We start from the raw sequence: 24,481 nt of genomic DNA, 5'->3' as shown, positions 1-24,481 counted from the left end.
CGTATGAGTCCCGCCCCCGATGCCGCCCAGCGCCAGGCCACCGCCGATCTCGAGCTGCGCAAGCGGATGCGCCAGGTCGAGGACAGCATCCTCGAGCGCGCGCCCGAGCACGACCTCGAGCCCAGCCTCGACCGCATCCGTGCGGTCATGGACCTGCTCGGTGAGCCGCAGCGCACCTTCCCGGTCATCCACGTCACGGGGACCAACGGCAAGACGTCCACGGCGCGGATCATCGAGTCGATCCTGCGCGAGTCGGGTCTGAAGACCGGGCGCTTCACCTCCCCGCACCTGCAGGACATCCGCGAGCGGATCACCATCGGCGGCGAGCTGATCACCCGCGAGGCCTTCCTCGCCGCGTGGGCGGACATCGCCCCCTTCGTCGACGCGGTCGACACCCGCTCGGTCTCGGAGGAGGGGCCGCGGATGACCTACTTCGAGGTCCTCGTCGCGCTGGCCTATGCCGCCTTCGCCGACGCCCCCGTCGACGTCGCGATCGTCGAGGTCGGCATGGGCGGCTCGTGGGACGCGACCAATGTCGTCGAGGCGGACGTCGCGGTCATCACCCCGATCGGGATCGACCACCAGCACTTCCTCGGCAACTCGATCGAGGAGATCGCCACGGAGAAGTCGGGGATCATCCACCCCGACGCCATCACCGTCAGCGCGCCCCAGGACGAGGAGGTCATGTCGATCCTGCGCGAGCGGGCCGACGAGGTCGGCGCGCAGCTCAAGGTCGAGGGGATCGACTTCGGCGTGCTCACCCGCGAGGTCGCGGTCGGTGGTCAGATGGTCTCGTTGCGCGGGATCGCCGGCGAGCACCCGGATCTGCTGCTCAACCTGCACGGCGCCCACCAGGCGAGCAATGCCGCGCTCGCGGTCGCTGCCGTCGAGGCCTTCATCGGTGGGGGAGAGCAGCCCCTCACGGAGGAGGTCCTCGCCGCCGGGCTGGCCTCGGCCACCTCGCCGGGCCGCCTGGAGATCGTGCGCCGCAGTCCCACGGTCATCGTGGACGCGGCCCACAACCCGCACGGCGCTGCGGTGCTCGCGGAGGCGCTCGAGGACTCCTTCACCTTCACCCACCTCGTGGGCGTCGTCTCGATCTTCAAGGACAAGGACGTCGTCGGGATCCTCGAGGCCCTCGAGCCCGCCCTCGACGAGATCGTCGTCACCCGCTCCACCTCGCCGCGGGCCATGCGCCCGGACCGGCTCGGTGAGATCGCGGCGGAGGTCTTCGGCGACCACCGCGTCACCGTGATCGCCGAGCTGCCCGACGCGCTCGACCACGCGGCCCAGCTGGCGGACGAAGGGGGAGTCGCCGGCGGCGTCGTCGCGACCGGCTCCATCGTCACCGTCGCCGAGGTGCGCCTGCTCCTGGGCGTCACCGATGTCGAGCAGCCCACGCGGCGCCCGGTCGAGGTGCCGATCGAGGTCGAGGACGAGGACTGACCTACTCTTGACCCCCGTGACTCCAGACGATCGCCCGCGCCCGCAGGGCAAGTTCATGTGGCGGATGCTCGCCACCGTCCTCGGTGGCCAGGGGTTGGTCATCTTCTTCGGTGCGCTCGCCAGCCGGGGCCTCGACCCGGACCAGGGTGCTGTGCTCGCCGGCCTGACCCCCTTCGTCCTCATGTGCATCCTCGCGGTCCTCGCGATCGTCGCCGCGGGACTCATGCGCCGGCCCTTCGGGCCCGCTCTCGGATGGGCCGTTCAGGCTTTTTCCATCCTGTCCGGATTCTTCGTCGGCATGATGTTCGTCGTCGGCATCGTCTTCGCGCTGCTCTACGGCTACTGCCAGCACGTCGGTCGGCGCGTTGATCGTGAACAGGCCGCACGGGCCATGACCCAGCAGGAGAGCTGACCGTGGACTTCCTCACCGCCGTGATCCTCGGACTCGTCCAGGGACTCACCGAGTTCCTCCCCGTGAGCTCCAGCGCACACGTCTCGATCGTCGGGCAGCTCCTCGGTCAGGAGGACCCCGGGGCGGCCTTCACCGCCATCACCCAGCTCGGGACCGAGGCCGCGGTGGTCATCTACTTCTGGCGCGACATCACGACGATCATCCGCAAGTGGTTCCTCGCGCTCGCGGGCAAGGTGGCCAAGGACGACCCCGACGTGCGCATGGGCTGGTTGGTCATCATCGGCACCATCCCCATCGGCCTGCTCGGCATCCTCTTCCAGGACCAGATCGAGACCTCGCTGCGCAGCCTGTGGATCACCGCGACGATGCTCCTCGTCTTCGCGATCGTCATCATGGTCGCCGAGCGCGTGGGCACGCAACGCCGCGAGCTGACCGACCTCACCTGGAAGCACGGCATCTTCTACGGCCTCTGGCAGGCCCTGGCCCTCATCCCGGGCGTCTCGCGCAGCGGCGGCACGATCGCCGGTGGTCTCTTCATGGGCTACACCCGCGTGACGGCCGCCCGCTACAGCTTCCTGCTCGCCATCCCGGCCGTCATCGCGTCCGGTGGGCTCCAGGTCGTCAAGATCGCCGGTGGCGAGGGCACGGGGGAGACCGGCTGGGGGCCGATCGTCGTCGCGACCGTCATCGCCTTCGTGGTCGGTTACGCGGTCATCGCGTGGTTCATGCGCTACATCACGACCCACACCTTCACGCCCTTCATGATCTACCGGATCCTGCTGGCTCTGGGCCTCTTCGCCCTGCTGGGTACGGGCACGATCGCGGCGTGACTACGCTGGGCACCGTGACCGAGACTGCGCAGACCGAACGTTCCCTCATCCTCGTCAAGCCCGACGGCTTCCGTCGTGGGCTCACCGGCGAGGTGATCCGCCGCATCGAGGCGAAGGGGTACACCCTCGCCGCACTGTCCGTCCTCACCCCGACCCGTGAGCAGCTGGCAGCGCACTACGCCGAGCACGAGGGCAAGCCCTTCTACGAGCCGCTCCTGGACTTCATGGCCTCCGGCCCCGTCGCGGCCGTCGTCATCGAGGGCCAGGAGTGCATCAAGGGCTTCCGCTCCCTCGCCGGCGCGACCAAGCCGACCGAGGCCGCCCCGGGCACCATCCGTGGTGACCTCGGGCGCAAGTGGGCCGGCACCGTGGACGAAAACATCGTCCACGGCTCTGACTCCCCGGAGTCCGCTGCCCGCGAGATCGGCATCTGGTTCCCGAGCCTCTGACGTGGTGACAGGAGCGCGGGGAGCGCGTGCGCGCTTCTCGCGCGACCTGGCCATCGACCTGGGCACGGCCAACACCCTGATCCACCAGCAGGGCCGCGGCGTCGTCCTCGACGAGCCGAGCGTCGTCGCGCTGAGCGTCGAGACCGGTGAGCTCGTGGCCGCCGGCACGCGGGCCAAGGAGATGCTCGGGCGCACCCCGGGTGCCCTGCGGGCGGTGCGTCCGCTGCGGGCCGGGGTCATCAACGAGCCTGATGCCACCGAGCAGATGCTGCGGTGGTTCACCGACCGCGTCGGGATCTCGAGCGTCTTTCGACCGCGGGTCGTCGTGTGCATCCCGAGCGACATCACGGGCGTCGAGCGCCGCGCCGTCGAGGAGGCTGCCCTGCGGGTCGGCGCCCGCCGCGTGTACCTCGTCGAGGAGCCCATGGTCGCCGCCATCGGCGCCGGGCTGCCCGTGACGGACACCCAGGCCTCGATGGTCGTCGACATCGGCGGCGGCTCGACCGATGTCGCCGTCATCGCCCTCGGCGGGATCGTCGCCTCACGCAGCACCCGCACCGCGGGCGACGCGGTCGACGACGCGATCGCCGAGCACGTGCGGCGCAACCTCTCGCTGCTGCTGGGGGAGCGCAGCGCCGAGCACATCAAGGTCGAGGTGGGCTCCGCCTTCCCCCTCGCGAAGGAGGCGACCACCAGGGTGCGTGGCCGTGATCTCGTGACCGGTCTGCCCAAGACCGTCGACGTGGGCTCCGCCGAGATCCGTCGGGCGATCTCTCGACCCGTCGGGGAGATCGTCGGGCTCGTGCGCGATGTCCTCGACCGGTGCCCGCCGGAGCTGGCTGGTGATGTCCTCGAGCGAGGCATCACCCTCACCGGGGGCGGCGCGCTGCTGCGCGGTCTCGATGCGCTGCTGCGGCACGAGCTCGGGGTCCCCGTCAGCGTGGCCGAAGCCCCGCTGCGTGCCGTGGTGCGCGGTGCCGGCCGCTGCGTCGACGACTTCGCTGCCCTGCAGCCCGTCCTGGTCGACGGGCACCGGTTCTGATGCGTCGCCGCATCCTTCCGGTCCTGTTGGCACTCACCCTGCTCGTCCTGCTCGCGGACCTCGCCGGCGCACCGCTCGGCCCTGTCCGCGGGGTCGGGGACGCGGTCCTCGGCCCGGTGGAGCGGCTGGTCGCCCCACGCGGCGATGAGAGCGATCGGCTCAAGCGGGACAACATCGCCCTGGCGGAGGAGGTGCGGCGGCTGCGGGACCGACAGGACACCGAGGGCCAGGCCGTCGGCCTCGACACCGGCGACCTCCCGAGCGTCACCGCCCGTGTCGTGGCGCTCGACCGCGCAGGGGCATCGGGCCCGGAGCGGATCACCCTCGACGTCGGACGTCGCGACGGCGTGCGCGTCGACAGCGCCGTCATCGCCCCCGGCGGTCTCGTCGGTCGGGTCGTCTCTGTGGGGGAGTGGAGCGCGGATGTCGAGGTCATCGGCGCGGGCAATTCCGGTGTCGGCGTGCGCACGGGTGAACGGGGAGTCATCGGCACCCTCTCGGGGTCGGACCCCACGACTGCCCATGCCGCGGACGAGCTCGTCATCACCCAGCTGACCCGGGACCGCGTGGCGAGAGGGGACGAGGTCACCACCCTCGGCAGCCCCGGCGCCCGCCCCTATCCTCCCGGCGTCCGCGTCGGCACGATCAGCCGAGTCGCCAAGGCCCCCGGGGCGCTCACCGACACTGCGGTCGTCGAGCCGGCCGTGGACCTGGCCACCGTCGACGTCGTGGCCGTGATCACCGGGCCCGGTCGCACGACGAAGCGCACGTCATGACCGGTCTGCGCTGGCCCGTGCGACTGCTGCTCCTGGCGGTCGCGCTCGTCGTGGTCCTCGCGCTGGGGACCCGGGGGGTGCTCGCACCGCCGGACTTCATCGTCATCGTCGTCGTCGGGGTCGCGCTCTCAGCCGGGCCCGGCCCCGGCGCGCTCACCGGTCTCCTGGGCGGCTGGCTCCTCGACCTCGCGCCACCGGTCGCGGTACCCCTCGGGCTCTCCGCCCTGGGATATGCCGCGGCCGGCTGGATCGCCGGGACCGCGCACCGGCGTGCCGGTCACCCCTGGTGGTGGCCGGTCCCCGTCGTCGCGGCCGCTGTTCTCGTCACCCGTGCAGCCCCGATCCTGATCGACCTGGCCAGTGCCCGACCCGTCGCGTGGGGACCTCTGGCCTGGCAGGTCCTGGCCACCGCCACTCTCGGGCTGGTCCTGGTCGGGGTCGTCGAGCGGATCGAGGCCGGACTGGTGCGGAGGCGGTGGGCGTGAGGCGCGGGGCCCCGCGGCTGCAGGCGCGCATGCTCGCCTCGCTCGTCGTCCTCGTGCTGCTCGCCGGCGTCCTCGTCGGACGTCTGGGTCAGCTGCAGCTCACCGACCACCCCGCAGGCGACGACCGGGTGGCCCTCCCGGGTGCCTCGCGCGTCGCCCTTCCCGCGTTGCGGGGGCGCATCCTCGACCGGGACGGTCGGCCGCTCGTGGACAACGCCGTGCGCACCGATGTCACCATCGACCGCCGATCACTCGCCGATGCCGAGGACGGGGGACGGGCCACGGTGCGCCGCCTCGCCACGACACTGGACCTCCCCTTCGCCCGCTTGTGGGGACGCACCACCCTGTGCGGCGCACCCGGCGCCGCTGACCCGCCGGACTGCTGGGCAGGCTCTGCCCTGGTCCCCGTGCCCATCGCCGTCGACGTGGACCCGGCCGCTGCCGCCACCCTGACCGAGCGCCCCGAGCGCTACCCCGGTGTGGCCGTGACCAGCCAGCCGGTGCGCTCCTACCCCGCAGCGAAGGGGGGCGGTGCCCCGCAGACGACCGGCTACCTCACCCGCCCCGACGCCCAGACCGTCGAGGCCTCCGACGGCACGATCACCGACGCCGACCTCGTCGGTGCTGCCGGCCTGGAGCATCAGTACGACGAGCTGCTGCGCGGCACGCCCGGCCACAGCGAGGTGCGCGTCGACGCGCGCGGGGTCGCGGTCGAGGAGACGAGCCGCACCGAGCCGGTGGCCGGGGCCGACCTCGTCACCACTCTCGACCTGCCGGTGCAACGGGCGAGTGAGGCGGCGCTCGCCGACGGTGTGGAGCGGGCCCGTGATCGTGGGCACCGGGCCGACAGCGCAGCAGCCGTGGTCCTCGATCTGCGCGATGGGGGCGTCCTCGCCTCCGCGAGCGTGCCCACCTATGACCCGTCCGTCTGGTCCGAGGGAGTGACGCAGGAGCGCTACGAGGAGCTCACGGAGGGGGACCGCAGTCCGCTCATCGACCGGGTGACCGGGGTGGCCCAGCCGCCCGCCTCGACCTTCAAGGCCGTCACCCTGCCCGGGGCGGTGGCTGCGGGGACCGACCTCGACGACGTGGTCAACTGCACCTCGTCTCACCGGATCGGGGACCGGACCTTCAACAACTACGAGTCGCGTGCCTTCGGGAGGATCACCTGGAGCGAGGCGATCAAGGTCTCCTGCGACACCGTCTTCTACCGGGTCGCCGAGCAGGTCTGGCGCGACCAGGGTGGGCTGTCTGCCGGCGACGACGCCGGGGACCCGCTCATCGACACCGCCCGGGACCTGGGGCTCGGCGAGCAGACCGGCATCGACCTCCCGTCGGAGTCCGCCGGACGCATCCCCGACCGTGCGTGGAAGCGCGACTGGTGGCAGAGCACCAAGGTCGCATCGTGCAGGGACGCCCGCCGCGGCCACCCGGAGATCACGGACCGCACCCGACGCGCGTACCTCACCGCGGTCGCGAAGGAAAACTGCGAGACCGGCTACCAGTTCCGCCCGGGCGACGAGGCCAACCTGTCGATCGGTCAGGGCGATGTCACCGCGACGCTGCTGCAGATGGCCCGTGTCTTCGGCACCATCGCCCAGGAGGGCGCGCAGCCGAGCCCTCACCTGGGCCGGGCGAGCATCTCGCCCGACGGCGTCCGCACCTCCCTCGATGTCCCCACCGCACAGCAGGTCGACCTGCCCGGTCGCTCGGGCCGCCTGCTGCGTGGAGCGCTCAAGGACGTGGTGGCCGAGCGGGGCGGGACCGCGCACTCGGCCTTCGCCGGCTTTCCGCTGAAGGAGTGGCCGGTCGCGGGCAAGACCGGTACCGCGGAGGTCTACGGCAAGCAGGACACGGCGTGGTTCGTCTCCTACGCACCGACCACCAAGCCACGCTATGTCGTGGCCGTCGTCGTGTCCCAGGGTGGGACCGGTGGCGCCACCGCCGCGCCGATCGCCCGACAGATCCACGAGGAGCTCGCGGACCTCGGGGACTGATCAGCAGCAGCGGGTGCCGGGGTCGCGCTCCTGCTCCTCGTAGTGCGAGCGCCAGAACTGCGCCCGGGTCGGCACCGGGTCCTGCGGGTGGACGCGTCGCAGGTGCTCGACGTACCGCTCGTAGCGGTCACCGCCGGTCACCCCGCTGACGAAGCGTCCGACCCGCCGCACCAGCTCGAAGGGAGATCCGGTGACCGTGGTCATCCGTGCCCCCGGGAGGCGGCCGGCGAGGGATCCAGGCCGGCGTCCTTCCACTCTTGGAGCACCGCCTTCTCGGCAGGTGTCGCGATCGGCCCGGTCGGGGCGAAGATCCGCGAGGGCACCCCCTCGTCCTCGCTCGTCGGCAGGCCTCCGGCACGGGCAGCCCGGACCATCACGACGACCGATGCGGCGACGACGATGATCACCAGCACGGCGAAGATGATCGACAGGGTGCCCTGGACGCCGGAGTTGAAGATGATCTTGTCCATGTCCGCCGTCGATGAGGCCCCGGTGAGCAGCTCGCCCTTGTCCCGGGCCTCGACGAAGCGCGAACGCTGGGCGAAGAAGCCGATCTTGGGGTCGCTGCTGAAGATCTTCAGCCACGAGGCCCACAGGGTGATGAGCAGGTCCCACACCAGGGCGATGCCCGGGATCCAGGCCCAGCGCAGGTTGCCCTGCTTGACGACGACCGCCGTCACCACCGCGAGGGCGATCGCTGCGAGCAGCTGGTTGGCGATGCCGAAGAGGGGGAAGAGCGTGTAGATCCCGCCGAGCGGGTCGAGGATGCCCATGACCAGGATCGAGCCCCAGCCGGCGACGACGACGATGCTGCACAACCAGGCACCGGGGCGCCAGGACGGGTCCTTGAAGCGGTGCAGACCGGGCACGTTGCCGAGGGCGTCGGAGAACATGAAGCGCGCGACGCGGGTGCCGGCGTCGACCGTGGTGAGGATGAAGAGTGCCTCGAACATCACCGCGAAGTGGTACCAGAAGCTCTTCAGCGAGTCCCCGCCGAAGACGCTCATGACCTCGCTCATGCCGAAGGCCAGCGTTGGTGCGCCACCGGTGCGGGAGATGATCGTCTCCTCGCCGACGCTGTCGGCCGCCTGCTGGAGGGTGGCGGCATCCACCGGGGGGACCGCCCCGCCCGAGGGCGTGACGAGCGGGAGGCCGTTGACGTAGTCGGCGGCGTCGGCGGGCGTGCCTCCGGTCAGCGCGCCGGGGGCATTCATCGCGAAGTAGATGTGCTGGTCGATGCTCACCGCGGCGACCATCGCCATGATCGCGACGAAGGACTCGGTGAGCATCGAGCCGTAGCCGATGAAGCGCGCCTGGCTCTCCTTCTCGATCAGCTTGGGGGTGGTGCCGGAGGAGATCAGTGCGTGGAATCCGGAGAGGGCACCGCAGGCGACGGTGATGAAGAGGAAGGGGAAGAGGGACCCGGCGAAGGCCGGCCCCTCGCCCGTGGAGGCGAACTCCGTGACCGCCGGCATCTTGACCTCGGGGCGGGCGACCAGGATGCCGATGGCGAGCAGGCCGATGGTGCCGACCTTCATGTACGTCGACAGGTAGTCGCGGGGAGCCAGGAGGAGCCACACGGGCAGGACCGAGGCTGCGAAGCCGTAACCGATGAGCAGCCAGGCCAGGGTGATCGGCTCGAGGGTGAAGGTGTCGGCGAGGGTCGGGTGGTCCGACACCCAGCCGCCCCCGACGATCGCGAGGACGAGCAGCACGACCCCGATGAGCGAGATCTCGCCGATGGCGCCGGGGCGCAGGAAGCGCAGGTACAGGCCCATGAAGAGCGCGATCGGGATGGTCATCGCGATGGAGAAGACGCCCCAGGGGGAGTTGGCCAGGGCGCCGATGACGACGATGCCCAGGACCGCGATGAGGATGAGCATGATCGCGAGCACGCCGACGATCGCGGCGATGCCGCCGACCCGCCCGAGCTCGTCACGGGCCATCTGACCCAGGCTGCGCCCACCACGACGGATGGACAGGTGCAGGACCATGTAGTCCTGCACGGCCCCGGCGAAGACCACGCCGAAGACGATCCACAAGGTGCCGGGCAGGTACCCCATCTGGGCGGCGAGGACGGGTCCGACGAGGGGACCGGCGCCGGCGATCGCGGCGAAGTGGTGTCCGAAGAGCACCCGCCGATCGGTCGGCATGAAGTCCTTGCCGTTCTCGAACTCCTCGGCAGGAGTGGCGCGCTCGTCGCGCGGCTTGAGCACCTTGTACTCGATGAGCCGGGCGTAGAAGCGGAAGCCGATGATGTAGGTGCTCACGGCGGCGAAGACGAACCAGACGGCGTTGACGTGCTCGCCGCGGACCACCGCGATCATCGCCCAGCCGACCGCCCCGAGCAGGCCGATCAGGGCGAAGACGAGCTTCTCCCTTCCGGTCACGAGGTGCGGGGAGCGCACGGCGACGGGGGGCCGCCCCGGATCGGTACGCACGACCTCCACCCCGTCGCGCTCGTCGATCACGGTCTGCGAGGGCGACTGCTGCGCCATGCGGATCCTCCACCACGTCGTCGTGTCTTCGGCCTGTGTGTCGAACGTAACGCAGTCCCGACTACGCTGTCGGACATGGCTGACTTTGACCTCGTAGTGCTCGGTGCAGGACCTGGTGGTTACGTCGCGGCGATCCGCGCGGCGCAGCTCGGAAACACGGTCGCGGTGATCGAGAAGAAGTATTGGGGCGGTGTCTGCCTCAACGTGGGCTGCATCCCCAGCAAGGCGCTGATCAAGAACGCCGAGCTCGCACACACGCTGGCCCATGACAAGAAGAAGTTCGGCATCGAGGGCGACGCCACGATGTCCTTCGGCCCGACGCACGCCCGCTCCCGCCAGGTGAGCGACGGCATCGTCAAGGGCGTCCACTTCCTGATGAAGAAGAACAAGATCACCGAGATCGACGGCTGGGGCACCATCACCTCCGGCAACACCGTCGATGTCGCCCTCAACGACGGCGAGACCCGGACGGTCTCCTTCGACAAGCTGATCATCGCCACGGGTGCGACCACCCGCATGCTCCCCGGTGTCGAGGTGAGCGACAACGTCGTCACCTACGAGGAGCAGATCCTCGACGCGGACCTCCCCGGCTCGATGATCATCGCCGGCTCGGGCGCCATCGGCGTCGAGTTCGCCTACGTGCTCAAGAACTTCGGTGTCGACGTCACGATCGTCGAGTTCCTCGACCGCATGGTCCCGACCGAGGACGCGGCCGTGTCCAAGGAGCTGGCCAAGCACTACAAGAAGCTGGGCGTCAAGGTCATGCTCAGCACCAAGGTCGACTCCGTCGAGGACACCGGCTCGGGCGTCAAGGTCACCGTCACCCCGGCGAAGGGGGGCGACGCCCAGGTCCTCGAGGCGGACAAGCTGCTCTCCGCGATCGGCTTCGCACCCCGCACCGAAGGCTTCGGCCTGGACGCGATCGGGGTCGAGCTCACCGAGCGCGGCGCCATCGCCATCGACGAGTACTGCCGCACCAATGTCGACAACGTGTACGCCATCGGTGACTGCACGGCCAAGCTCATGCTCGCCCACGTCGCCGAAGCCCAGGGGGTCGTCGCCGCCGAGCACATGAACGGCGCCGAGACGATGCCGGTCGAGTACGACTTCATCCCGCGCGCGACCTACTGCCACCCGCAGATCGGGTCCTTCGGTTACTCCGAGGAGCAGGCGAAGGACAAGGGCTACGACGTCAAGACGGCGACCTTCCCCTTCACCGCCAACGGCAAGGCGATGGGCCTGGGCGACGCGGTCGGTTTCGTCAAGATCGTCGCGGATGCCGAGCACAACGAGATCCTCGGCGCCCACATGATCGGCCCCGACGTCACCGAGCTGCTGCCGGTCCTCACCCTCGCGCAGAAGTGGGACCTGACGGCCGACGAGGTCGCCCGCAATGTCTTCGCACACCCGACGCTGTCCGAGGCGGTCAAGGAGGCCGTCGAGGGCATCGCGGGGCACATGATCAACCTGTGATCCCTTCCCTTCGTCCTGATTAGGGGAGTCCGCGAGGACGCTGGTAGCCTGCTCAAGTTGCCGTTAGATCGGCCGCGGATCCACAGAGCCCCGGTGAACCAGCCCGGGCGCGCCGCGCAACAACCAAGAAATGGAGCAGTGTCACCGCATGCCGCTGACCGCTGAAGTCAAGAAGCAGATCATGGCCGATTACGGCACCGTCGAGGGCGACACCGGCTCCCCCGAGGTGCAGGTCGCGATGCTCACGCAGCGCATCCTGGACCTCACCGAGCACTCGCGTGAGCACAAGCACGACCACCACAGCCGTCGTGGTCTGCTGCTCCTCGTGGGTAAGCGTCGCCGCCTCCTGCGTTACCTGGAGAGCACCGACATCGAGCGCTACCGTGCGCTGATCAAGCGCCTCGGCCTTCGCCGATAAGTACGTCGTGGAGAGCGGTTCCCAACCATGGGGGCCGCTTCTTCGCGTATCCGGGGGTGGACCACACCGCCGGCAAACAGTAGGACAACTGAAGATCGTCACCACCGAAGACAAGACCGGGGCACAACGACGATGCGCCCGGTACGCAGAGAGAAAAGGAGGACCCGATGGAGGGTCCTGAGATCACATTCGCCGAAGCCACGATCGACAACGGTCAGTTCGGCACCCGCACCATCCGGTTCGAGACCGGCCGGCTCGCACAGCAGGCCGGTGGCGCCATCGCCGCCTACCTCGACGGCGAGACCATGCTCCTGTCGACCACGACGGCCGGCAAGACCCCCAAGGACCACTTCGACTTCTTCCCCCTGACGGTGGACGTCGAGGAGCGGATGTACGCCGCCGGTCGCATCCCCGGAAGCTTCTTCCGCCGCGAGGGTCGTCCCGGTACGGACGCCATCCTCACCTGCCGCCTCATCGACCGCCCGCTGCGCCCGACCTTCAAGAAGGGTCTGCGCAACGAGGTCCAGGTCGTCATCTCCGTCCTGTCGGTCCACCCGGACCACCAATACGACGTCCTCGCGATCAACGCCGCGTCGCTCTCGACGCAGATCTCCGGCCTGCCCTTCTCGGGCCCGATCGGCGCCGTGCGTGTCTCGCTCATCGACGGCCAGTGGGTCGCCTTCCCCAACTTCAGCGACATCGAGCGCTCGACCTTCGACATGGTCGTCGCCGGCCGTGTCGTCGACGGTGACGACGTCGCGATCATGATGGTCGAGGCCGAGTCCACCGAGTCGACGTGGGACCTGGTGAAGAACCAGGGCAAGACCGCCCCGACCGAAGAGGTCGTCGCCGAGGGTCTGGACGCGTCCAAGAAGTTCATCAAGCAGCTGTGCGACACCCAGGCCGAGCTGGCTGCCAAGGCCGCCAAGCCGGTCGAGGACTTCCCGATCTTCCTGGACTACCAGGACGACGTGTACGCCGCCGTCGAGGCCGCGACCTCCGCTGACCTGTCGACCGCGCTCACGATCGCGGGCAAGCAGGAGCGCGAGAGCCGTCTGGACGAGATCAAGGCCGCCATGAAGGCCTCCCTCGCGGGCACCGAGGAGGCGCCCGGCGAGTTCTTCGGCCGCGACAAGGAGCTCTCCGCAGCCTTCCGCTCCGCGCAGAAGGCGCAGGTCCGCCAGCGCATCCTGCGTGACAAGGTCCGCATCGACGGCCGTGGCCTCGCCGACATCCGCGCCCTGGGCGCCGAGGTCGAGGTCCTGCCCCGCGTGCACGGTTCGGCGCTCTTCGAGCGCGGCGAGACCCAGATCATGGGTGTCACCACGCTCAACATGCTCAAGATGGAGCAGCAGATCGACTCGCTGAGCCCGGTCACCAAGAAGCGCTACATGCACAACTACAACTTCCCGCCCTACTCGACCGGTGAGACCGGCCGTGTGGGCAGCCCGAAGCGCCGCGAGATCGGCCACGGAGCGCTCGCCGAGCGCGCGCTCCTGCCGGTGCTGCCGTCCCGCGAGGAGTTCCCGTATGCGATCCGTCAGGTCTCCGAGGCCCTCGGCTCCAACGGCTCGACCTCGATGGGCTCCGTCTGCGCGTCCACGATGTCGCTGCTCAACGCCGGTGTGCCGCTGCGCGCCGCTGTTGCCGGTATCGCCATGGGTCTGGTCTCCGACCAGGTCGACGGTGAGACCCGCTACGCCGCGATGACCGACATCCTCGGCGCCGAGGACGCGTTCGGCGACATGGACTTCAAGGTCGCCGGTACCCGCGAGTTCGTCACCGCGATCCAGCTCGACACCAAGCTCGACGGCATCCCCGCCTCGGTGCTCGGTGGCGCGCTGACCCAGGCCCGCGATGCGCGCCTGCACATCCTCGACGTCATGAACGAGGCCATCGATGCTCCCGACGAGATGGCGCCCACCGCGCCGCGGATCATCACGGTCAACGTTCCTGTCGACAAGATCGGTGAGGTCATCGGCCCGAAGGGCAAGATGATCAAGCAGATCCAGGAGGACACCGGCGCCGACATCAGCATCGAGGACGACGGCACCGTCTTCATCGGTGCGGTCGACGGCCCCTCTGCCGATGCCGCGCGCAACGCGATCAACGCGATCGCCAACCCGCAGATGCCCGAGGTCGGCGAGCGCTTCCTCGGCACCGTCGTCAAGACGACCACCTTTGGTGCGTTCGTCTCCCTGACGCCGGGCAAGGACGGCCTGCTGCACATCTCCGAGGTGCGCAAGCTCGTCGGTGGCAAGCGGATCGACGCGGTCGAGGACATCCTCGGCGTGGGCCAGACCGTCCAGGTCGAGCTCAAGGAGATCGACCCGCGCGGCAAGCTGAGCCTGGCCGCGGTCCTCACCCCCGAGCAGGAGGCCGAGATGGCTTCTGGCGCGAAGGGTGACGACGAGGGTGGTCGTGGCGGTCGCCGTGAGGGCGGTCGCGATGGCGGTCGTGAGGGTGGCCGCGACGGCGGTCGCCGTCGTCGTCGCCGTGGCGACGACGAGTCCAACGACTCGGGCTCCGACACCAACGAGTCCTCCGAGTCCAACGACTCCCAGGACGACTGACCCACAGGGTTCCCCGAAGGGGGCCGACTCTCCTCACGGAGGGTCGGCCCCCTTCGTCGTGGTCAGGCGGAGCCTGCCTGTGGACACTCGCCGGGCGAGGCCGCCCGATCCGGCCTAGCGTGGTCTCGCACCGTTGGGGCGGTGCGGAAATCACGCCACAGACAGGGGACAGCTGTATGAAGATCGTGCGCTTCCTCACCGGACTCGTCGCACTAGCACTCATCGTCGTCGGAGGCGCCGTCGCGATCCTGCTCGGTCCCGACGACACCTGGGGTGGTGAGCCCCAGGCGCTGTCCGAGGGCGCCCCGATCGTCGCGACGGCGCCGCAGCTGCTCAACGTCGCCGGGGTCACTCTGGTGGTCAATGCCGCGGCAGGGGAGGGCGAGGTCTTCGCCGGATCCGCCCACCCCGTGCACGTGCAGGACTACCTCGCTGAGGTGACACATACCGAGATCACCGGGCTCTCAGCCGATGGCATCGGTGACTCGCAACAGCTGACGGAGAAGCAGCCCTACCCGGCGGCTCCTCCCTCAGAGCTCGACGTCTGGGATCAGCAGGCGCAGGGGAGTGAGGCCCACCTCGAGGTCCAGCTCACGCTGGACGCTCCGGTCCAGATCGCCGTGCTGCCCTCCACTGAGCAGGGGACGACCCCGCAGGTCGGTATCGGCTACCTGCTGCCCGGTGCCTTCGTCGCGGGCGTCGTCACTGCGCTCCTCGGCCTGCTGCTGCTCGTCGGCACGATCGGCTGGGGCCGTCGCGCCAAGCAGACGGCGGGCAGGCGGACGGCAGAGGTGACATCGCCTGCCGAGGAGCCGGCGCCCACGACATCTCGCGGCGTCTCCCGGGTCGCGGTCGTCGGCACGGTCGCCGTGCTCGCCGCCGGCTGCACGATCCCGCAGCAGGTCGATCACGGTGACACCCACGGGGTGGTGCCACTCGAGCAGGACGACGTCCAGACGATGCTCGACGACTACGACGTGCGCAACAATGCTGCGCTCAAGAAGTCGCGCACCGGCGACGGAACGCTCTGGAGCACGGCGGACACGGGTCCGTTCCTGGCGCAGGACGAGCTCTCCGCCCGAGAAAACGCCTTCGAGAAGCCCAAGGGTGGGACTGAGAGCTTCACCCATGAGGGCGGACGGGTCTACGCGTCGGTCCAGCAGGAGTACCCGCTGTGGTCCGCGGTCGAGGTCAAGCCGTCGAAGCCGGACAGGGACGGCGCGGAGCTGCTCTACGTCTACGAAAAGGCGCACGCCGCCGATCCGTGGAAGGCCAGCTCCTCCGTGTGGCTCGACGAGGGGCTGCCGACAGCGCTGACAGCCGAGGAGGCCAAGCCGTCGTCGGAGGACCTGGCCCGCGCAGAGAAGGTCGACGGACAACTGGAGTCCTGGGTGGAGAAGGGGAAGTCCGGTGGACTGGTCATCGACGACGGGATGAAGGACGCTCGTTCGGAGTTGCACAAGAAGGCCAAGGGCGTCGAGCGCGTTGCCGACTCGGCCGAGACCTGGGGTGGTTCGCTCCGGGACGGCGACGGCGCCGCGGTACGGGCGATCCGCGTCGAAGAAGGGCTCCTCGTGCTGAGCGAGCTCGAGTGGGAGAACCGCCGCTATCTCAAGCCCAACTGGACGTGGAACCCGTCGAAGAGGGAGACGGCGATCTACGGGAGCCGGGCCAATGGCAATGTCTCCACCCGACACTGCTCCCTCGTCGTGGCGACGCTCGTGCCGGATACCGGCACAGCGCGTGTCCTCGGGTCCTCCGTCGATTGGGTCGTGGACTTCCCCCGCTGACCAGCTGGACCCTCTGATGACTGCAGCAGCAAGCCCCCGACACCATGTGGTGTCGGGGGCTTGCTCACGGGGCGGCGCTGTCCCGCGTCAGTCCCAGACCCGGGTGTCGATGATCGGTCCGTCACCGGCTGTCAGCTGCTCGACCGCGACGACCTCGGCCTTGAACCGCAGGCCCTCCCGGACGCGCTCGCTCACCTCGCGCACGACGGCATCGGTGTCGCTGCCCGGGGCAGGGATGACCTCGCACCGCAGGGTGTCCAGGTGGTCGGTGCGCCCGATGACGAAGCGATGGTCCGCGACCGTGCTGATCCGGGACATCACGGACGCGATCTGCGCCGGGTGGAGGAACATGCCCTTGACCTTCACGGCTGACCCCGTGCGGCCGAGCACACCCCGCAGACGCAGGGAGCCGTCGGGTCCCAGCATCCAGCCGGACAGGTCCCCGGTCCCGAAGCGGACCAACGGATAGTCGGGACGCAGCACGGTGACGACGACCTCACCCTCGGTCTCGTCCTCGATCGGCGTCCCGGTGCCGATCTCGCAGACCTGGACCAGGACCCCTTCGGCCAGGACCAGCCCGGAACCGTCGCCCACCTCGTGCGCGAGCAGGCCGGTCTCGCCGGTCCCGTAGGCCATGCACACCGAGGGCACCCGCGCAGTGAGCGCCTCGCGGAGCGAATCGGGGAGGGGCTCTGCCGTGACCATGGCGCGCGTGAGCTGCCAAGCCTGCGACGGCAGACCCAGCTCGTCGAAGCGATCGATGAGCGCCTTGAGATAGCTCGGCAGACCGCTGTAGGCGCTCACTCCCAGGTCTGCGATGGCCCGCGCCTGCAGATCTTGGTTGCCGATCCCGGCCGGGAGCACCGCCGCCCCGGTGGACCGCAGACCCTCCTCCATCATCGCGCCCGCGGGGGAGAGGTGGTACCCGAAGCAGTTGATGGCCGTGTCCTGCGACCCGACACCGAGATGGCGGAAGACCTGACCCCAGCGCCAGTAGTCCGGGGACTCCAGCTGGGGCTCGTACAGCGGACCCGGCGACTGGAAGACCCGTTGGACGTCGGCGTCAGGAGCGAGCAGACCGCCGAAGGGGGGTGCGCTCGCCTGCTCGGCGACGAGGTCGTCTTTCGACAGCACGGGCAGAGCGCTCAGGTCGGCGACCGAGCGGACCGAGGCAGGGTCGATCCCTGCTCGCTCCAGTCGTGAGGCCAGCCCGGGGACAGCGGCGGCCCGCGCGATCAGGTCGGTGACGGCCTGATCCATCGCACGGTGGGCGAGATGCTCACCGAGCGCAGCGTGGATGGACATGACAGCTCCTCGTGGAGGTCCGGATGGGGATGAGTGACTCAGAGCCAGCGCTTGCGGCGCTTGTAGTGCTTGACGTCCCGGTAGCTCTTGCGCCCGCCCTCTTCGCCGAGGCCGAGGTAGAACTCCTTGACGTCGGGGTTTTCGCTCAGCTCGGCCGCGGGCCCCTCCAGCACGATGCGTCCCTGCTCCATGATGAAGCCGTGGTCGGCGATCTCGAGGGCTCGTCGGGCGTTCTGCTCGATGACCAGGACGGTCAGTCCTTGCTCGACATTGAGACGCTTGATGTACCCGAAGATCTCCTGGACGAGCAGCGGGGCGAGCCCCAAGGAGGGCTCGTCGAGCATCAGCAGCTTGGGTCGGGCCATGAGCGCGCGACCGATCGCGAGCATCTGCTGCTCACCACCCGAGAGGTAGCCGGCGATGCGGTTGCGCATGTCGGCGAGCTTCGGGAAGAACTCGTAGACGAGCTCGAGGTCGTCCTTGCTGTCCTTGCGCGTGTACGCACCGGCCACCAGGTTGTCGGCGATGGTCAGGTGCGAGAAGACGTGACGGCCCTCCATGCACAGGCTCATCCCGCGACGCACCCGCTCCGCCGCATCCATCGTGGTGATGTCCTCGCCCGCGAAGGTGACCGAGCCGTCGGTGACCTCGCCGCGCTCGCTCGGGAGCAGACCGGACACGGCCTTGAGGGTCGTGGACTTGCCGGCGCCGTTGGAGCCGAGGAGGGCCACGATCTGGCCCTCCGGCACCGACAGGGAGAGTCCGCGCAGCACCAGGATGACGTCGTCGTAGATGACTTCGACATTGTTCAGGGTGAGCAGGCCCCCCGCGGGGGCGTCCGAGGACGCCCCCGAGAGAGACGGCGTGGCGAGCTGGTTCACGGAGTCGCGCCTGCCTTGACCTCGACCATCTTGCCGGCCTTGGCCTCGTAGATGCCGGTGGCCGACGAGCCGCGGTGGCTCTCCGCGGTGAACTCCACGGTGCCGTCACCGACGACACCTCCGGTGTCCTGGCCACCCATGGTCTCCAGGGCCTTGCGGATGTTGGCGCCGGTCAGGTCGTCACCGTCCTTGAGCGTCTTCTCGATGCCTCCGGCCATGACGTCCATGGCGTACCAGCCCTGGACCCAGGAGGTGCCGACCTCCTTCTCGTCGATGCCCTTGTCCTTGATGTAGTCCTTGATGACCTTGTGGCCGTCCTTGTCGGCAGACATCGGGGCGAAGGGCTGGACGAGCATGTGTCCCTCAGCCACCTTGGACCCGGCGGACTCGATGAAGAGCTCGTTGGCGCACCAGTTGAGGCAGACGATCTTCATGTCCAGCTTCTGGGCTGCGATGTCCTTGGCCACGAGGGCAGCGGGCGAGGCGACGTTCTGGATGACGATGTACTCGGCGCCCTGCTTCTTCGCCTGGGAGAGCAGCCCCACGTAGTTCTGCTGACCGCCAGGCATGGCGTAGGCCTTGTAGCCGAGGTCCAGCTTCTTCTCGCTGACCCACTTCTTGCCGTCCTCGACCGGGGCGGTGCCGAAGGGGCTGTCGTTGTGGAAGACGGCCACCTCGCTCTTGCCGCCGGCGTCCTCGGCGATCCAGTTGAGCGCGACGCGCATCTGGTCGGAGTAGGTCGGAGCCACGACGAAGTTGTACGGAGCCGTCTCCGGGTCGGTCAGGGGCTCGGCGAAGGACCCCGACATGAAGGGCAGCTCGTCATTGCCGACGCTGCCGGACAGTGCCTCGGTGTCGCCGGTGCCCCAGCCCTGGATGGCGACGACCTCGTCGTTGAGGTACTGCTTGTACAGGGACTCGGCCTTGGGGACCTCGTAGGCGTAGTCGTTGGAGAGGGCCTCGATCTTGCGTCCCTCGATGCCCCCGTCGCTGTTGCGCCAGTCGATGTAGGCCTTCATGCCCTCGTTGTAGGGAGTGCCCACGTCACCGGTGGCGCCGGTGAGGTCGGCGATGATGCCGATCTTGATGGGCTCGTCCGAGTCGGCGCCGTCCGCGCCGTCACCGCCGCAGGCGGTCAGCAGCAGGGCCGATGCGGCGGCCATGGCGGCCAGTGAGCGGGTTCGTGCAGACATCGTTGTCTCCTTCATGGGTGGGGCACAGATCGAAAGGGGTGTGGTCGGGGTGGTCAGTAGCGGAAGGGCCAGAACCTGATGTACTCCTTCATCCGTTGCCAGATGCGGTCGAGACCACGTGGCTCGATGATGAGGAAGAGGATGATGACCAGGCCGAAGGTGGCATTGCGCACGGCGGGCAGCTGGTCGGTGAGGAAGGGCATGGACGAGCTCATCGCGTTGGCGACCTGGCGGATGACCTCGGGCAGCAGCGTCATGAAGATCGCGCCGTAGACGGCCCCGGCGATGCTCCCCAGCCCACCGACGATGATCATCGCGAGATAGAGGATGGAGACGTCGAGGGTGAACTTCTCCCAGGAGACGACCTCGCTGTAGTGCGCGGTGAGGGCGCCGGCGAGACCGACGAACCCGGACGAGATGGCGAAGGCAGTGAGCTTCACCCGTGCCACGTTGACGCCGATCGCCTCGGCGGCGATGTCCTGGTCGCGCACCGCCATGAAGGAGCGGCCCAATCCGGTCCGGAAGAGGTTGCGAGCAGAGATCACCGTCAGGGCGGCCAGGATGAGCAGGATCCAGTACCACTGCTGCTCGAAGACGGCACGTGCGCCGACCTTGAAGCCGAAGACCTCGAAGCGGTCGACGTTGAGGTATCCGTGTCCCTCCGTCAGCCACGACCAACGACGGATGACGAACTCGATGATCATCTGGCTGGCGAGCGTGGCGATCGCCAGGTAGAGGCCCTTCAGCCGCAGGCCCGGGAGCCCGAAGAAGGTGCCGACGGCAGCGGACAGCAGGACGGCCCCGATGATCGCCAGTGGTGTCGGGAGCCCGATGCGGTCCGAGAAGATCGCCGAGCTGTAGGCACCGACGGCCATGAACCCGCCCTGACCGAGGGAGATCTGGCCCGTGTATCCGACGAGGATGTTCAGGCCCACGGCGCCGATGACGGCGATGAGGATCAGGTTGACCTGCGAGAGCCAGTAGTTGTCGAGGACGAAGGGCAGGACGAGCAGAAGGACCGTGAGCAGGCCGAGGCGGAAGTACTCGGCGCGCGTGGCCCGCAGGCGCAGCTCGGAGACGTAGGTGCGGTGGTGGATACCCGTGGCGGTGGCTGCCATCGTCGGTCACACCCTCTCGATGCGGGTCTCGCCGAAGATCCCGTACGGACGTACGAGCAGGATCAGGACGAGAGCGATGTACGGGATGACGGTGGCAAGACCCGGGTCCAGGTACCCGCCGGTGAACTGCTGCAGGAGGCCGATGACGAGCCCGCCGACGATGGTCCCGGGCACGGAGTCGAGCCCGCCGAGGATGACGACGGGGAAGACGAGAAGACCGAAGGCGGCGATGTTCTGGTCGACCGCGGAGATGTCACCGACGAGCACTCCGGCGATCAGGGCGCTCACGGCAGCCAGGGCCCACGCGAGGGCGAAGATCCGGCGAACCGAGATCCCCATCGTCATGGCCGCCTGCTGGTCGTCGGCCACGGCGCGCATGGCGATGCCGTGACGTGAGCGGCGGAAGAAGATGGTGAAGGCGGTCAGGACCACGGCCGCGATGAGGATGGCCAGGAGCCGGTTGATCGGCACCGTGGCCCCGAGCAGGTTGAGCGATCCGGTGGGCAGGATCTTCGGCTGGCTCTTGGGTGACGTGCCGTAGAAGGCCTGGACCAGGGCGTTGAGCAGCGCGGAGAGCCCGATCGTCACCATGATGATGCTGATCGGGTTCTCGCCGACCATCGGCCGCAGGATGAAGCGCTCGACGACGACCCCGATCAGGATTGCAACGAGGACCCCGATGAGGGCGGCCGCGATGAGCGGCAGCTGGAGCACGACGAAGGCTGTGTAGAAGGTGTAGGCGCCGACGAGGAGGAACTCGCCCTGCGCGAAGTTGATGACTCCCGTGGCCTTGTAGATCAGGACGAAGCCCAAGGCGGCGAGGGCGAGGATGGATCCATCGGCCAGCCCGTAGATCAACTGGTTGAGGAAGGTGCTCATCGGCGACCACTCCAGACGGGTCGGCGGCCCCGGCCTGGCGGGACCGAGTAGGTGGTCAGGTCGAAGATGGTCAGGTCCAGCTCACGGTCGATGCTCGAGCCGTCCTGGTAGGTCACCCGGCTGCTCACCGAGACCCGCTCGTCACCGCGACCGAGGGCGGCGATGATGTCGCCGTATCGATCGGCGATCACCGAGCGGCGCACCTTGCGGGTGCGAGTGATCTCGTCGTCGTCAGGATCCAGCTGTTTGTGCAGGAGGACGAAGCGCTGGACCCGGATCCCTTCGGGGAGGTCCTCGTTGGCCCGGGAGGTCTCCTCGGCGACGAGCTCCTGGACCTCGGGCTTGGCGGTCAGGTCGGTGAAGGTCGTGTAGCTCAGGCGCTCGTGCTCGGCCCAGGAGCCCACGGTCGCCGGGTCGATGATGAGCATCGCCGTCATCCCCCCGCCGGAGTCGTCGGTGGGCGCGAAGACGACGGCCTCCTCGATGTACGGGGAGAACTTCAGCTTGTTCTCGATGAAGGCACTGGAGTACCGGGTGCCGTCCGGGGCGGTCAGGACGTCCTTGGCCCGGTCGATGATGACGAGGTGACCGGCGTCGTCGAGGTACCCGGCATCTCCGGTGCTGAGCCACCCCTCGGCGTCGACGACCTTGGCGGTCTCCTCCGGCTGTCGGTGGTAACCACGGAAGACGGATGCGGAGCGCAGGAGGACCTCGCCCGCCTCGGTGATCCGCAGCTCGGTGCCGGGGATCGGCGTACCGACGGTGTTGAAGGGGACATCGTCATCGCGGTGGAGGACCGCGATGCCGCAGATCTCGGTCTGCCCGTAGATCTGCTTGAGATTGACACCGATCGCATGGAAGAAGCGGAAGACGTCCGGGCCCAGCGGCGCGCCACCGGTGTAGCAGCGCTGGATCCGGGCGAGACCGAGCTGGTCCCGGACCGGCCGGGTGGCGACGGCATCGGCCACTCGGTGGGTCATCGCGAGGAGCGGTCCGGGCTTGCGGCCACTGACCCGCATCTCGGCCACCTTGTCGCCGATGGTGTAGCCCCAACCGAACACGCGTCGCTTGAACCAGTCCGACTCGTCGATGCGTACCTGGACCTCGGAGAGCATCGACTCCCAGATCCGTGGCGGGGAAAACATCAGGTCCGGCCCGATCTCCCGCATGTCGCTGCGCTGGGTCGAGGCGTCCTCGGGGAAGGAGACCGTCAGTCCGTGGGAAAGGCCGCAGGCGACCGCGAGCATCTGCTCGCCGATCCACGCGAAGGGGAGGAAGGAGACATAGCGGTCCTTGGTGGAGACCGGGTCGACGCTCGTCAGGTGCTCAGCCATGGCGAGCAGGTTGCGGTGGGAGAGCTCGGCGAGCTTGGGCTTGGACGTCGTGCCGGACGTGGTGCAGATGATCGCGATGTCGTCGGCCTGCCCGGCCTCGACCTGTGCGTCCAGCCAGTGGGGCAGCTCGGCGGCGCGCTCCAGGCCCATCGCCTCGAGGTCGGTGAAGTCCATCAGCACAGGATCGGTGTACTGCTCCAGGCCGTGCGGGTCGTAGTAGACGATGCGCTCGATGTGCAGCGGCGCATCCTCGGGTGAGCTGTCCTCCGAGATCAGCTTCAGCAGCTTGTCGACCTGCTCCTGGTCCTCCGCGACGACCACTCGAGCACGGGAGGTGGTCAGGATGTGACGCAGCTCTTCGCCGATCGAGGTGGGATAGATGCCGACCACTGCTGCGCCGATGCTCTGCGCGGCCAGCTCGGCGATGAGCCACTCCGGCCGGTTGTCGCCGAGGACGGCCATGACCTGACCGCGCTCGACGCCGAGGCCCGCGAGTCCGTGGGCCGTCGCGTGGACCCGCTGTGCGTACTCGGACCACGTGAGGGGTTGCCAGATGCCGTAGAGCTTCTCCTGCATGGCGACACCGTCAGGGCGGGTCGCAGCGAGTCCGGCGAGCAGTCGGGGGAAGGTGTCCGTGGACAGGTCAGACATGAGCGCCGCCCTCTCCCTCGGCACCGAGGTAGGCCTCGATGACGGCCGGCTCGGCCATCACCTCTTGAGGCGTCCCGTCAGCGATGAGGACGCCGAAGTCGAGGACGCTCACTCGGTGGGAGATGTCCATGACGACGTTCATGTCGTGCTCGATGAGCACGACGGAGACCTTGGCCAGCTCGTTGACGTCAAGGATGTAGCGGGCCATGTCCTCCTTTTCTTCGGCATTCATGCCGGCCATCGGCTCGTCGAGCAGCAGGAGCGAGGGCTGCAGGCACAGCGCGCGGCCGAGCTCGACCCGCTTTTGTACGCCATAGGCCAAGGAGCCGACCGGCTTGGTCCGCACAGCCTGCAGCTGCAGGAGGTCGATGACCTCCTCGACGAGCTGGCGGTGGGCGATCTCCTGTCGCCGGGCGGGCCCGAACCAGAGCATCGACTGCAGGACGCCGTGGCGCATGTGGATGTGGCGACCGAGCATCAGGTTGTCCAGGACGCTCATGGCGTGGAAGAGCTCGATGTTCTGGAAGGAGCGGGCCACCCCGAGCCGGGCGATCCGGTGCGGCGGGAGCTTGGTCAGCTCGTGCTCGTGCCGAGCGCCGACGTCCTCTGCGGCGCGGGGCTCCTCCGCGGTGTGCAGTCGGATACGCCCCTCCTGCGGGTGGTACAACCCGCTGATGCAGTTCAGGAGAGAAGACTTGCCGGCACCGTTGGGTCCGATCACGGAGTGGATGTGCCCCTCGGTCACACGGAAGGAGACCTCGCTCAAGGCGGTGACGCCCCCGAACCTCAGGGTTGCCTCCTCGATCTCGAGGAGCACCTCGCCCGCAGGCAGGTGACCTCCTCGCAAGGAGTGCTTGTAGGACCTGGTCAGCACTGACCCTCCTGTTTGCCGCTTCGACAGTGAAACCGGAACGGTGTGAGAATACGTTTT

General features: G+C 68.8%; 21 protein-coding genes. 12 read left to right on the top strand and 9 right to left on the bottom strand.

The window, feature by feature from the left end; all coding sequences use genetic code 11:
• Positions 1-3: 3 nt before the first annotated feature.
• From JLI01S_RS05000 to JLI01S_RS04965, 8 genes are read left to right on the top strand one after another with little or no spacing between them, the layout of a single operon-like run.
• Positions 4-1,446, top strand: a complete 1,443-nt coding sequence (locus JLI01S_RS05000; RefSeq protein ID WP_068260929.1) for a bifunctional folylpolyglutamate synthase/dihydrofolate synthase — start codon at positions 4-6, stop codon at positions 1,444-1,446.
• 16 nt (positions 1,447-1,462) lie between these two features.
• Complete coding sequence (locus JLI01S_RS04995; protein WP_169797285.1) at positions 1,463-1,858, top strand: DUF4233 domain-containing protein; 396 nt, start codon at positions 1,463-1,465, stop codon at positions 1,856-1,858.
• Between the two features lie 2 nt (positions 1,859-1,860).
• Complete coding sequence (locus tag JLI01S_RS04990) at positions 1,861-2,688, top strand: undecaprenyl-diphosphate phosphatase (protein ID WP_068260914.1); 828 nt, start codon at positions 1,861-1,863, stop codon at positions 2,686-2,688.
• Positions 2,689-2,702: 14 nt separating this feature from the next.
• Positions 2,703-3,137 (top strand): nucleoside-diphosphate kinase, encoded by a 435-nt coding sequence (gene ndk / locus JLI01S_RS04985; protein WP_055993944.1) that lies wholly within the window; start codon positions 2,703-2,705, stop codon positions 3,135-3,137.
• Positions 3,138-3,141: 4 nt separating this feature from the next.
• Positions 3,142-4,179, top strand: coding sequence for a rod shape-determining protein (locus JLI01S_RS04980; RefSeq protein ID WP_068261082.1), 1,038 nt, complete (start codon positions 3,142-3,144; stop codon positions 4,177-4,179).
• Positions 4,179-4,955 (top strand): rod shape-determining protein MreC, encoded by a 777-nt coding sequence (mreC, locus tag JLI01S_RS04975; protein ID WP_068260911.1) that lies wholly within the window; start codon positions 4,179-4,181, stop codon positions 4,953-4,955. The genes JLI01S_RS04980 and mreC overlap by 1 nt, the downstream gene beginning before the upstream one ends.
• Complete coding sequence (locus JLI01S_RS04970; protein ID WP_068260908.1) at positions 4,952-5,440, top strand: hypothetical protein; 489 nt, start codon at positions 4,952-4,954, stop codon at positions 5,438-5,440. Before mreC ends, JLI01S_RS04970 begins: the two co-directional genes overlap by 4 nt.
• Positions 5,437-7,437 carry a penicillin-binding transpeptidase domain-containing protein gene (locus JLI01S_RS04965; protein WP_245634532.1) on the top strand — a complete coding sequence of 667 codons (2,001 nt, stop codon included), beginning with the start codon at positions 5,437-5,439 and terminating at the stop codon, positions 7,435-7,437. The genes JLI01S_RS04970 and JLI01S_RS04965 overlap by 4 nt, the downstream gene beginning before the upstream one ends.
• Here the strand turns inward: JLI01S_RS04965 and JLI01S_RS04960 are convergent, their stop codons facing one another.
• Both JLI01S_RS04960 and JLI01S_RS04955 read right to left on the bottom strand, forming a co-directional pair.
• Positions 7,438-7,641 carry a YbdD/YjiX family protein gene (locus JLI01S_RS04960; RefSeq protein WP_068260902.1) on the bottom strand — a complete coding sequence of 68 codons (204 nt, stop codon included), beginning with the start codon at positions 7,639-7,641 and terminating at the stop codon, positions 7,438-7,440.
• The gene (locus JLI01S_RS04955; protein ID WP_068260901.1) at positions 7,638-9,935 is read right to left on the bottom strand and encodes a carbon starvation CstA family protein; all 2,298 of its coding nucleotides are present in this window, start codon (positions 9,933-9,935) and stop codon (positions 7,638-7,640) included. The genes JLI01S_RS04960 and JLI01S_RS04955 overlap by 4 nt, the downstream gene beginning before the upstream one ends.
• A 75-nt stretch (positions 9,936-10,010) precedes the next feature.
• Between JLI01S_RS04955 and lpdA the strand changes: the two genes are divergently transcribed.
• The 4 genes from lpdA (at position 10,011) to JLI01S_RS04935 (ending at position 16,189) form a co-directional block, all read left to right on the top strand.
• The gene (lpdA, locus tag JLI01S_RS04950) at positions 10,011-11,408 is read left to right on the top strand and encodes a dihydrolipoyl dehydrogenase (protein WP_068260898.1); all 1,398 of its coding nucleotides are present in this window, start codon (positions 10,011-10,013) and stop codon (positions 11,406-11,408) included.
• Positions 11,409-11,556: 148 nt separating this feature from the next.
• Positions 11,557-11,826, top strand: a complete 270-nt coding sequence (rpsO, locus tag JLI01S_RS04945; protein ID WP_068260895.1) for a 30S ribosomal protein S15 — start codon at positions 11,557-11,559, stop codon at positions 11,824-11,826.
• Positions 11,827-11,993: 167 nt separating this feature from the next.
• On the top strand, positions 11,994-14,399 hold the full coding sequence (locus tag JLI01S_RS04940) for a polyribonucleotide nucleotidyltransferase (protein WP_068260892.1): 2,406 nt from the start codon (positions 11,994-11,996) through the stop codon (positions 14,397-14,399).
• A gap of 176 nt (positions 14,400-14,575) precedes the next feature.
• Positions 14,576-16,189, top strand: a complete 1,614-nt coding sequence (locus JLI01S_RS04935) for a DUF8094 domain-containing protein (RefSeq protein WP_068260889.1) — start codon at positions 14,576-14,578, stop codon at positions 16,187-16,189.
• A gap of 87 nt (positions 16,190-16,276) precedes the next feature.
• Here the strand turns inward: JLI01S_RS04935 and JLI01S_RS04930 are convergent, their stop codons facing one another.
• From JLI01S_RS04930 to JLI01S_RS04900, 7 genes are read right to left on the bottom strand one after another with little or no spacing between them, the layout of a single operon-like run.
• Positions 16,277-17,494 carry a phenylacetate--CoA ligase family protein gene (locus tag JLI01S_RS04930; RefSeq protein WP_245634531.1) on the bottom strand — a complete coding sequence of 406 codons (1,218 nt, stop codon included), beginning with the start codon at positions 17,492-17,494 and terminating at the stop codon, positions 16,277-16,279.
• Between the two features lie 38 nt (positions 17,495-17,532).
• Positions 17,533-18,375, bottom strand: coding sequence for an ABC transporter ATP-binding protein (locus JLI01S_RS04925; RefSeq protein ID WP_245634530.1), 843 nt, complete (start codon positions 18,373-18,375; stop codon positions 17,533-17,535).
• Positions 18,372-19,568: an ABC transporter substrate-binding protein gene (locus tag JLI01S_RS04920; RefSeq protein WP_068260886.1), complete on the bottom strand. Its 1,197-nt coding sequence runs from the start codon at positions 19,566-19,568 to the stop codon at positions 18,372-18,374. Before JLI01S_RS04920 ends, JLI01S_RS04925 begins: the two co-directional genes overlap by 4 nt.
• Positions 19,569-19,621: 53 nt before the next feature.
• A complete protein-coding gene (locus JLI01S_RS04915; protein ID WP_068260883.1) occupies positions 19,622-20,686 on the bottom strand; it encodes a branched-chain amino acid ABC transporter permease in 1,065 nt (354 codons plus the stop codon).
• A gap of 6 nt (positions 20,687-20,692) precedes the next feature.
• Positions 20,693-21,565: a branched-chain amino acid ABC transporter permease gene (locus JLI01S_RS04910; protein WP_068260880.1), complete on the bottom strand. Its 873-nt coding sequence runs from the start codon at positions 21,563-21,565 to the stop codon at positions 20,693-20,695.
• Positions 21,562-23,550: an AMP-binding protein gene (locus JLI01S_RS04905; protein ID WP_068260877.1), complete on the bottom strand. Its 1,989-nt coding sequence runs from the start codon at positions 23,548-23,550 to the stop codon at positions 21,562-21,564. The genes JLI01S_RS04910 and JLI01S_RS04905 overlap by 4 nt, the downstream gene beginning before the upstream one ends.
• Complete coding sequence (locus JLI01S_RS04900) at positions 23,543-24,424, bottom strand: ABC transporter ATP-binding protein (RefSeq protein WP_245634529.1); 882 nt, start codon at positions 24,422-24,424, stop codon at positions 23,543-23,545. The genes JLI01S_RS04905 and JLI01S_RS04900 overlap by 8 nt, the downstream gene beginning before the upstream one ends.
• Positions 24,425-24,481 lie beyond the last annotated feature (57 nt).

This window comes from Janibacter limosus NBRC 16128, assembly GCF_001570985.1.
Taxonomy (GTDB): domain Bacteria; phylum Actinomycetota; class Actinomycetes; order Actinomycetales; family Dermatophilaceae; genus Janibacter; species Janibacter limosus.
Note: the sequence above shows the minus strand (reverse complement) of the source record. Positions and strands in the feature narration are given on the sequence as shown.

Coding starts and splice junctions, on each gene's coding strand:
- lpdA (WP_068260898.1), top strand. CDS start 10,011: ATGGCTGACTTTGACCTCGTAGTGCTCGGTGCAGGACCTGGTGGTTAC.
- JLI01S_RS05000 (WP_068260929.1), top strand. CDS start 4: ATGAGTCCCGCCCCCGATGCCGCCCAGCGCCAGGCCACCGCCGATCTC.
- mreC (WP_068260911.1), top strand. CDS start 4,179: ATGCGTCGCCGCATCCTTCCGGTCCTGTTGGCACTCACCCTGCTCGTC.
- JLI01S_RS04960 (WP_068260902.1), bottom strand. CDS start 7,641: ATGACCACGGTCACCGGATCTCCCTTCGAGCTGGTGCGGCGGGTCGGA.
- JLI01S_RS04920 (WP_068260886.1), bottom strand. CDS start 19,568: ATGTCTGCACGAACCCGCTCACTGGCCGCCATGGCCGCCGCATCGGCC.
- JLI01S_RS04905 (WP_068260877.1), bottom strand. CDS start 23,550: ATGTCTGACCTGTCCACGGACACCTTCCCCCGACTGCTCGCCGGACTC.
- JLI01S_RS04910 (WP_068260880.1), bottom strand. CDS start 21,565: ATGAGCACCTTCCTCAACCAGTTGATCTACGGGCTGGCCGATGGATCC.
- JLI01S_RS04930 (WP_245634531.1), bottom strand. CDS start 17,494: ATGTCCATCCACGCTGCGCTCGGTGAGCATCTCGCCCACCGTGCGATG.
- JLI01S_RS04970 (WP_068260908.1), top strand. CDS start 4,952: ATGACCGGTCTGCGCTGGCCCGTGCGACTGCTGCTCCTGGCGGTCGCG.
- JLI01S_RS04940 (WP_068260892.1), top strand. CDS start 11,994: ATGGAGGGTCCTGAGATCACATTCGCCGAAGCCACGATCGACAACGGT.
- JLI01S_RS04935 (WP_068260889.1), top strand. CDS start 14,576: ATGAAGATCGTGCGCTTCCTCACCGGACTCGTCGCACTAGCACTCATC.
- JLI01S_RS04915 (WP_068260883.1), bottom strand. CDS start 20,686: ATGGCAGCCACCGCCACGGGTATCCACCACCGCACCTACGTCTCCGAG.
- JLI01S_RS04955 (WP_068260901.1), bottom strand. CDS start 9,935: ATGGCGCAGCAGTCGCCCTCGCAGACCGTGATCGACGAGCGCGACGGG.
- rpsO (WP_068260895.1), top strand. CDS start 11,557: ATGCCGCTGACCGCTGAAGTCAAGAAGCAGATCATGGCCGATTACGGC.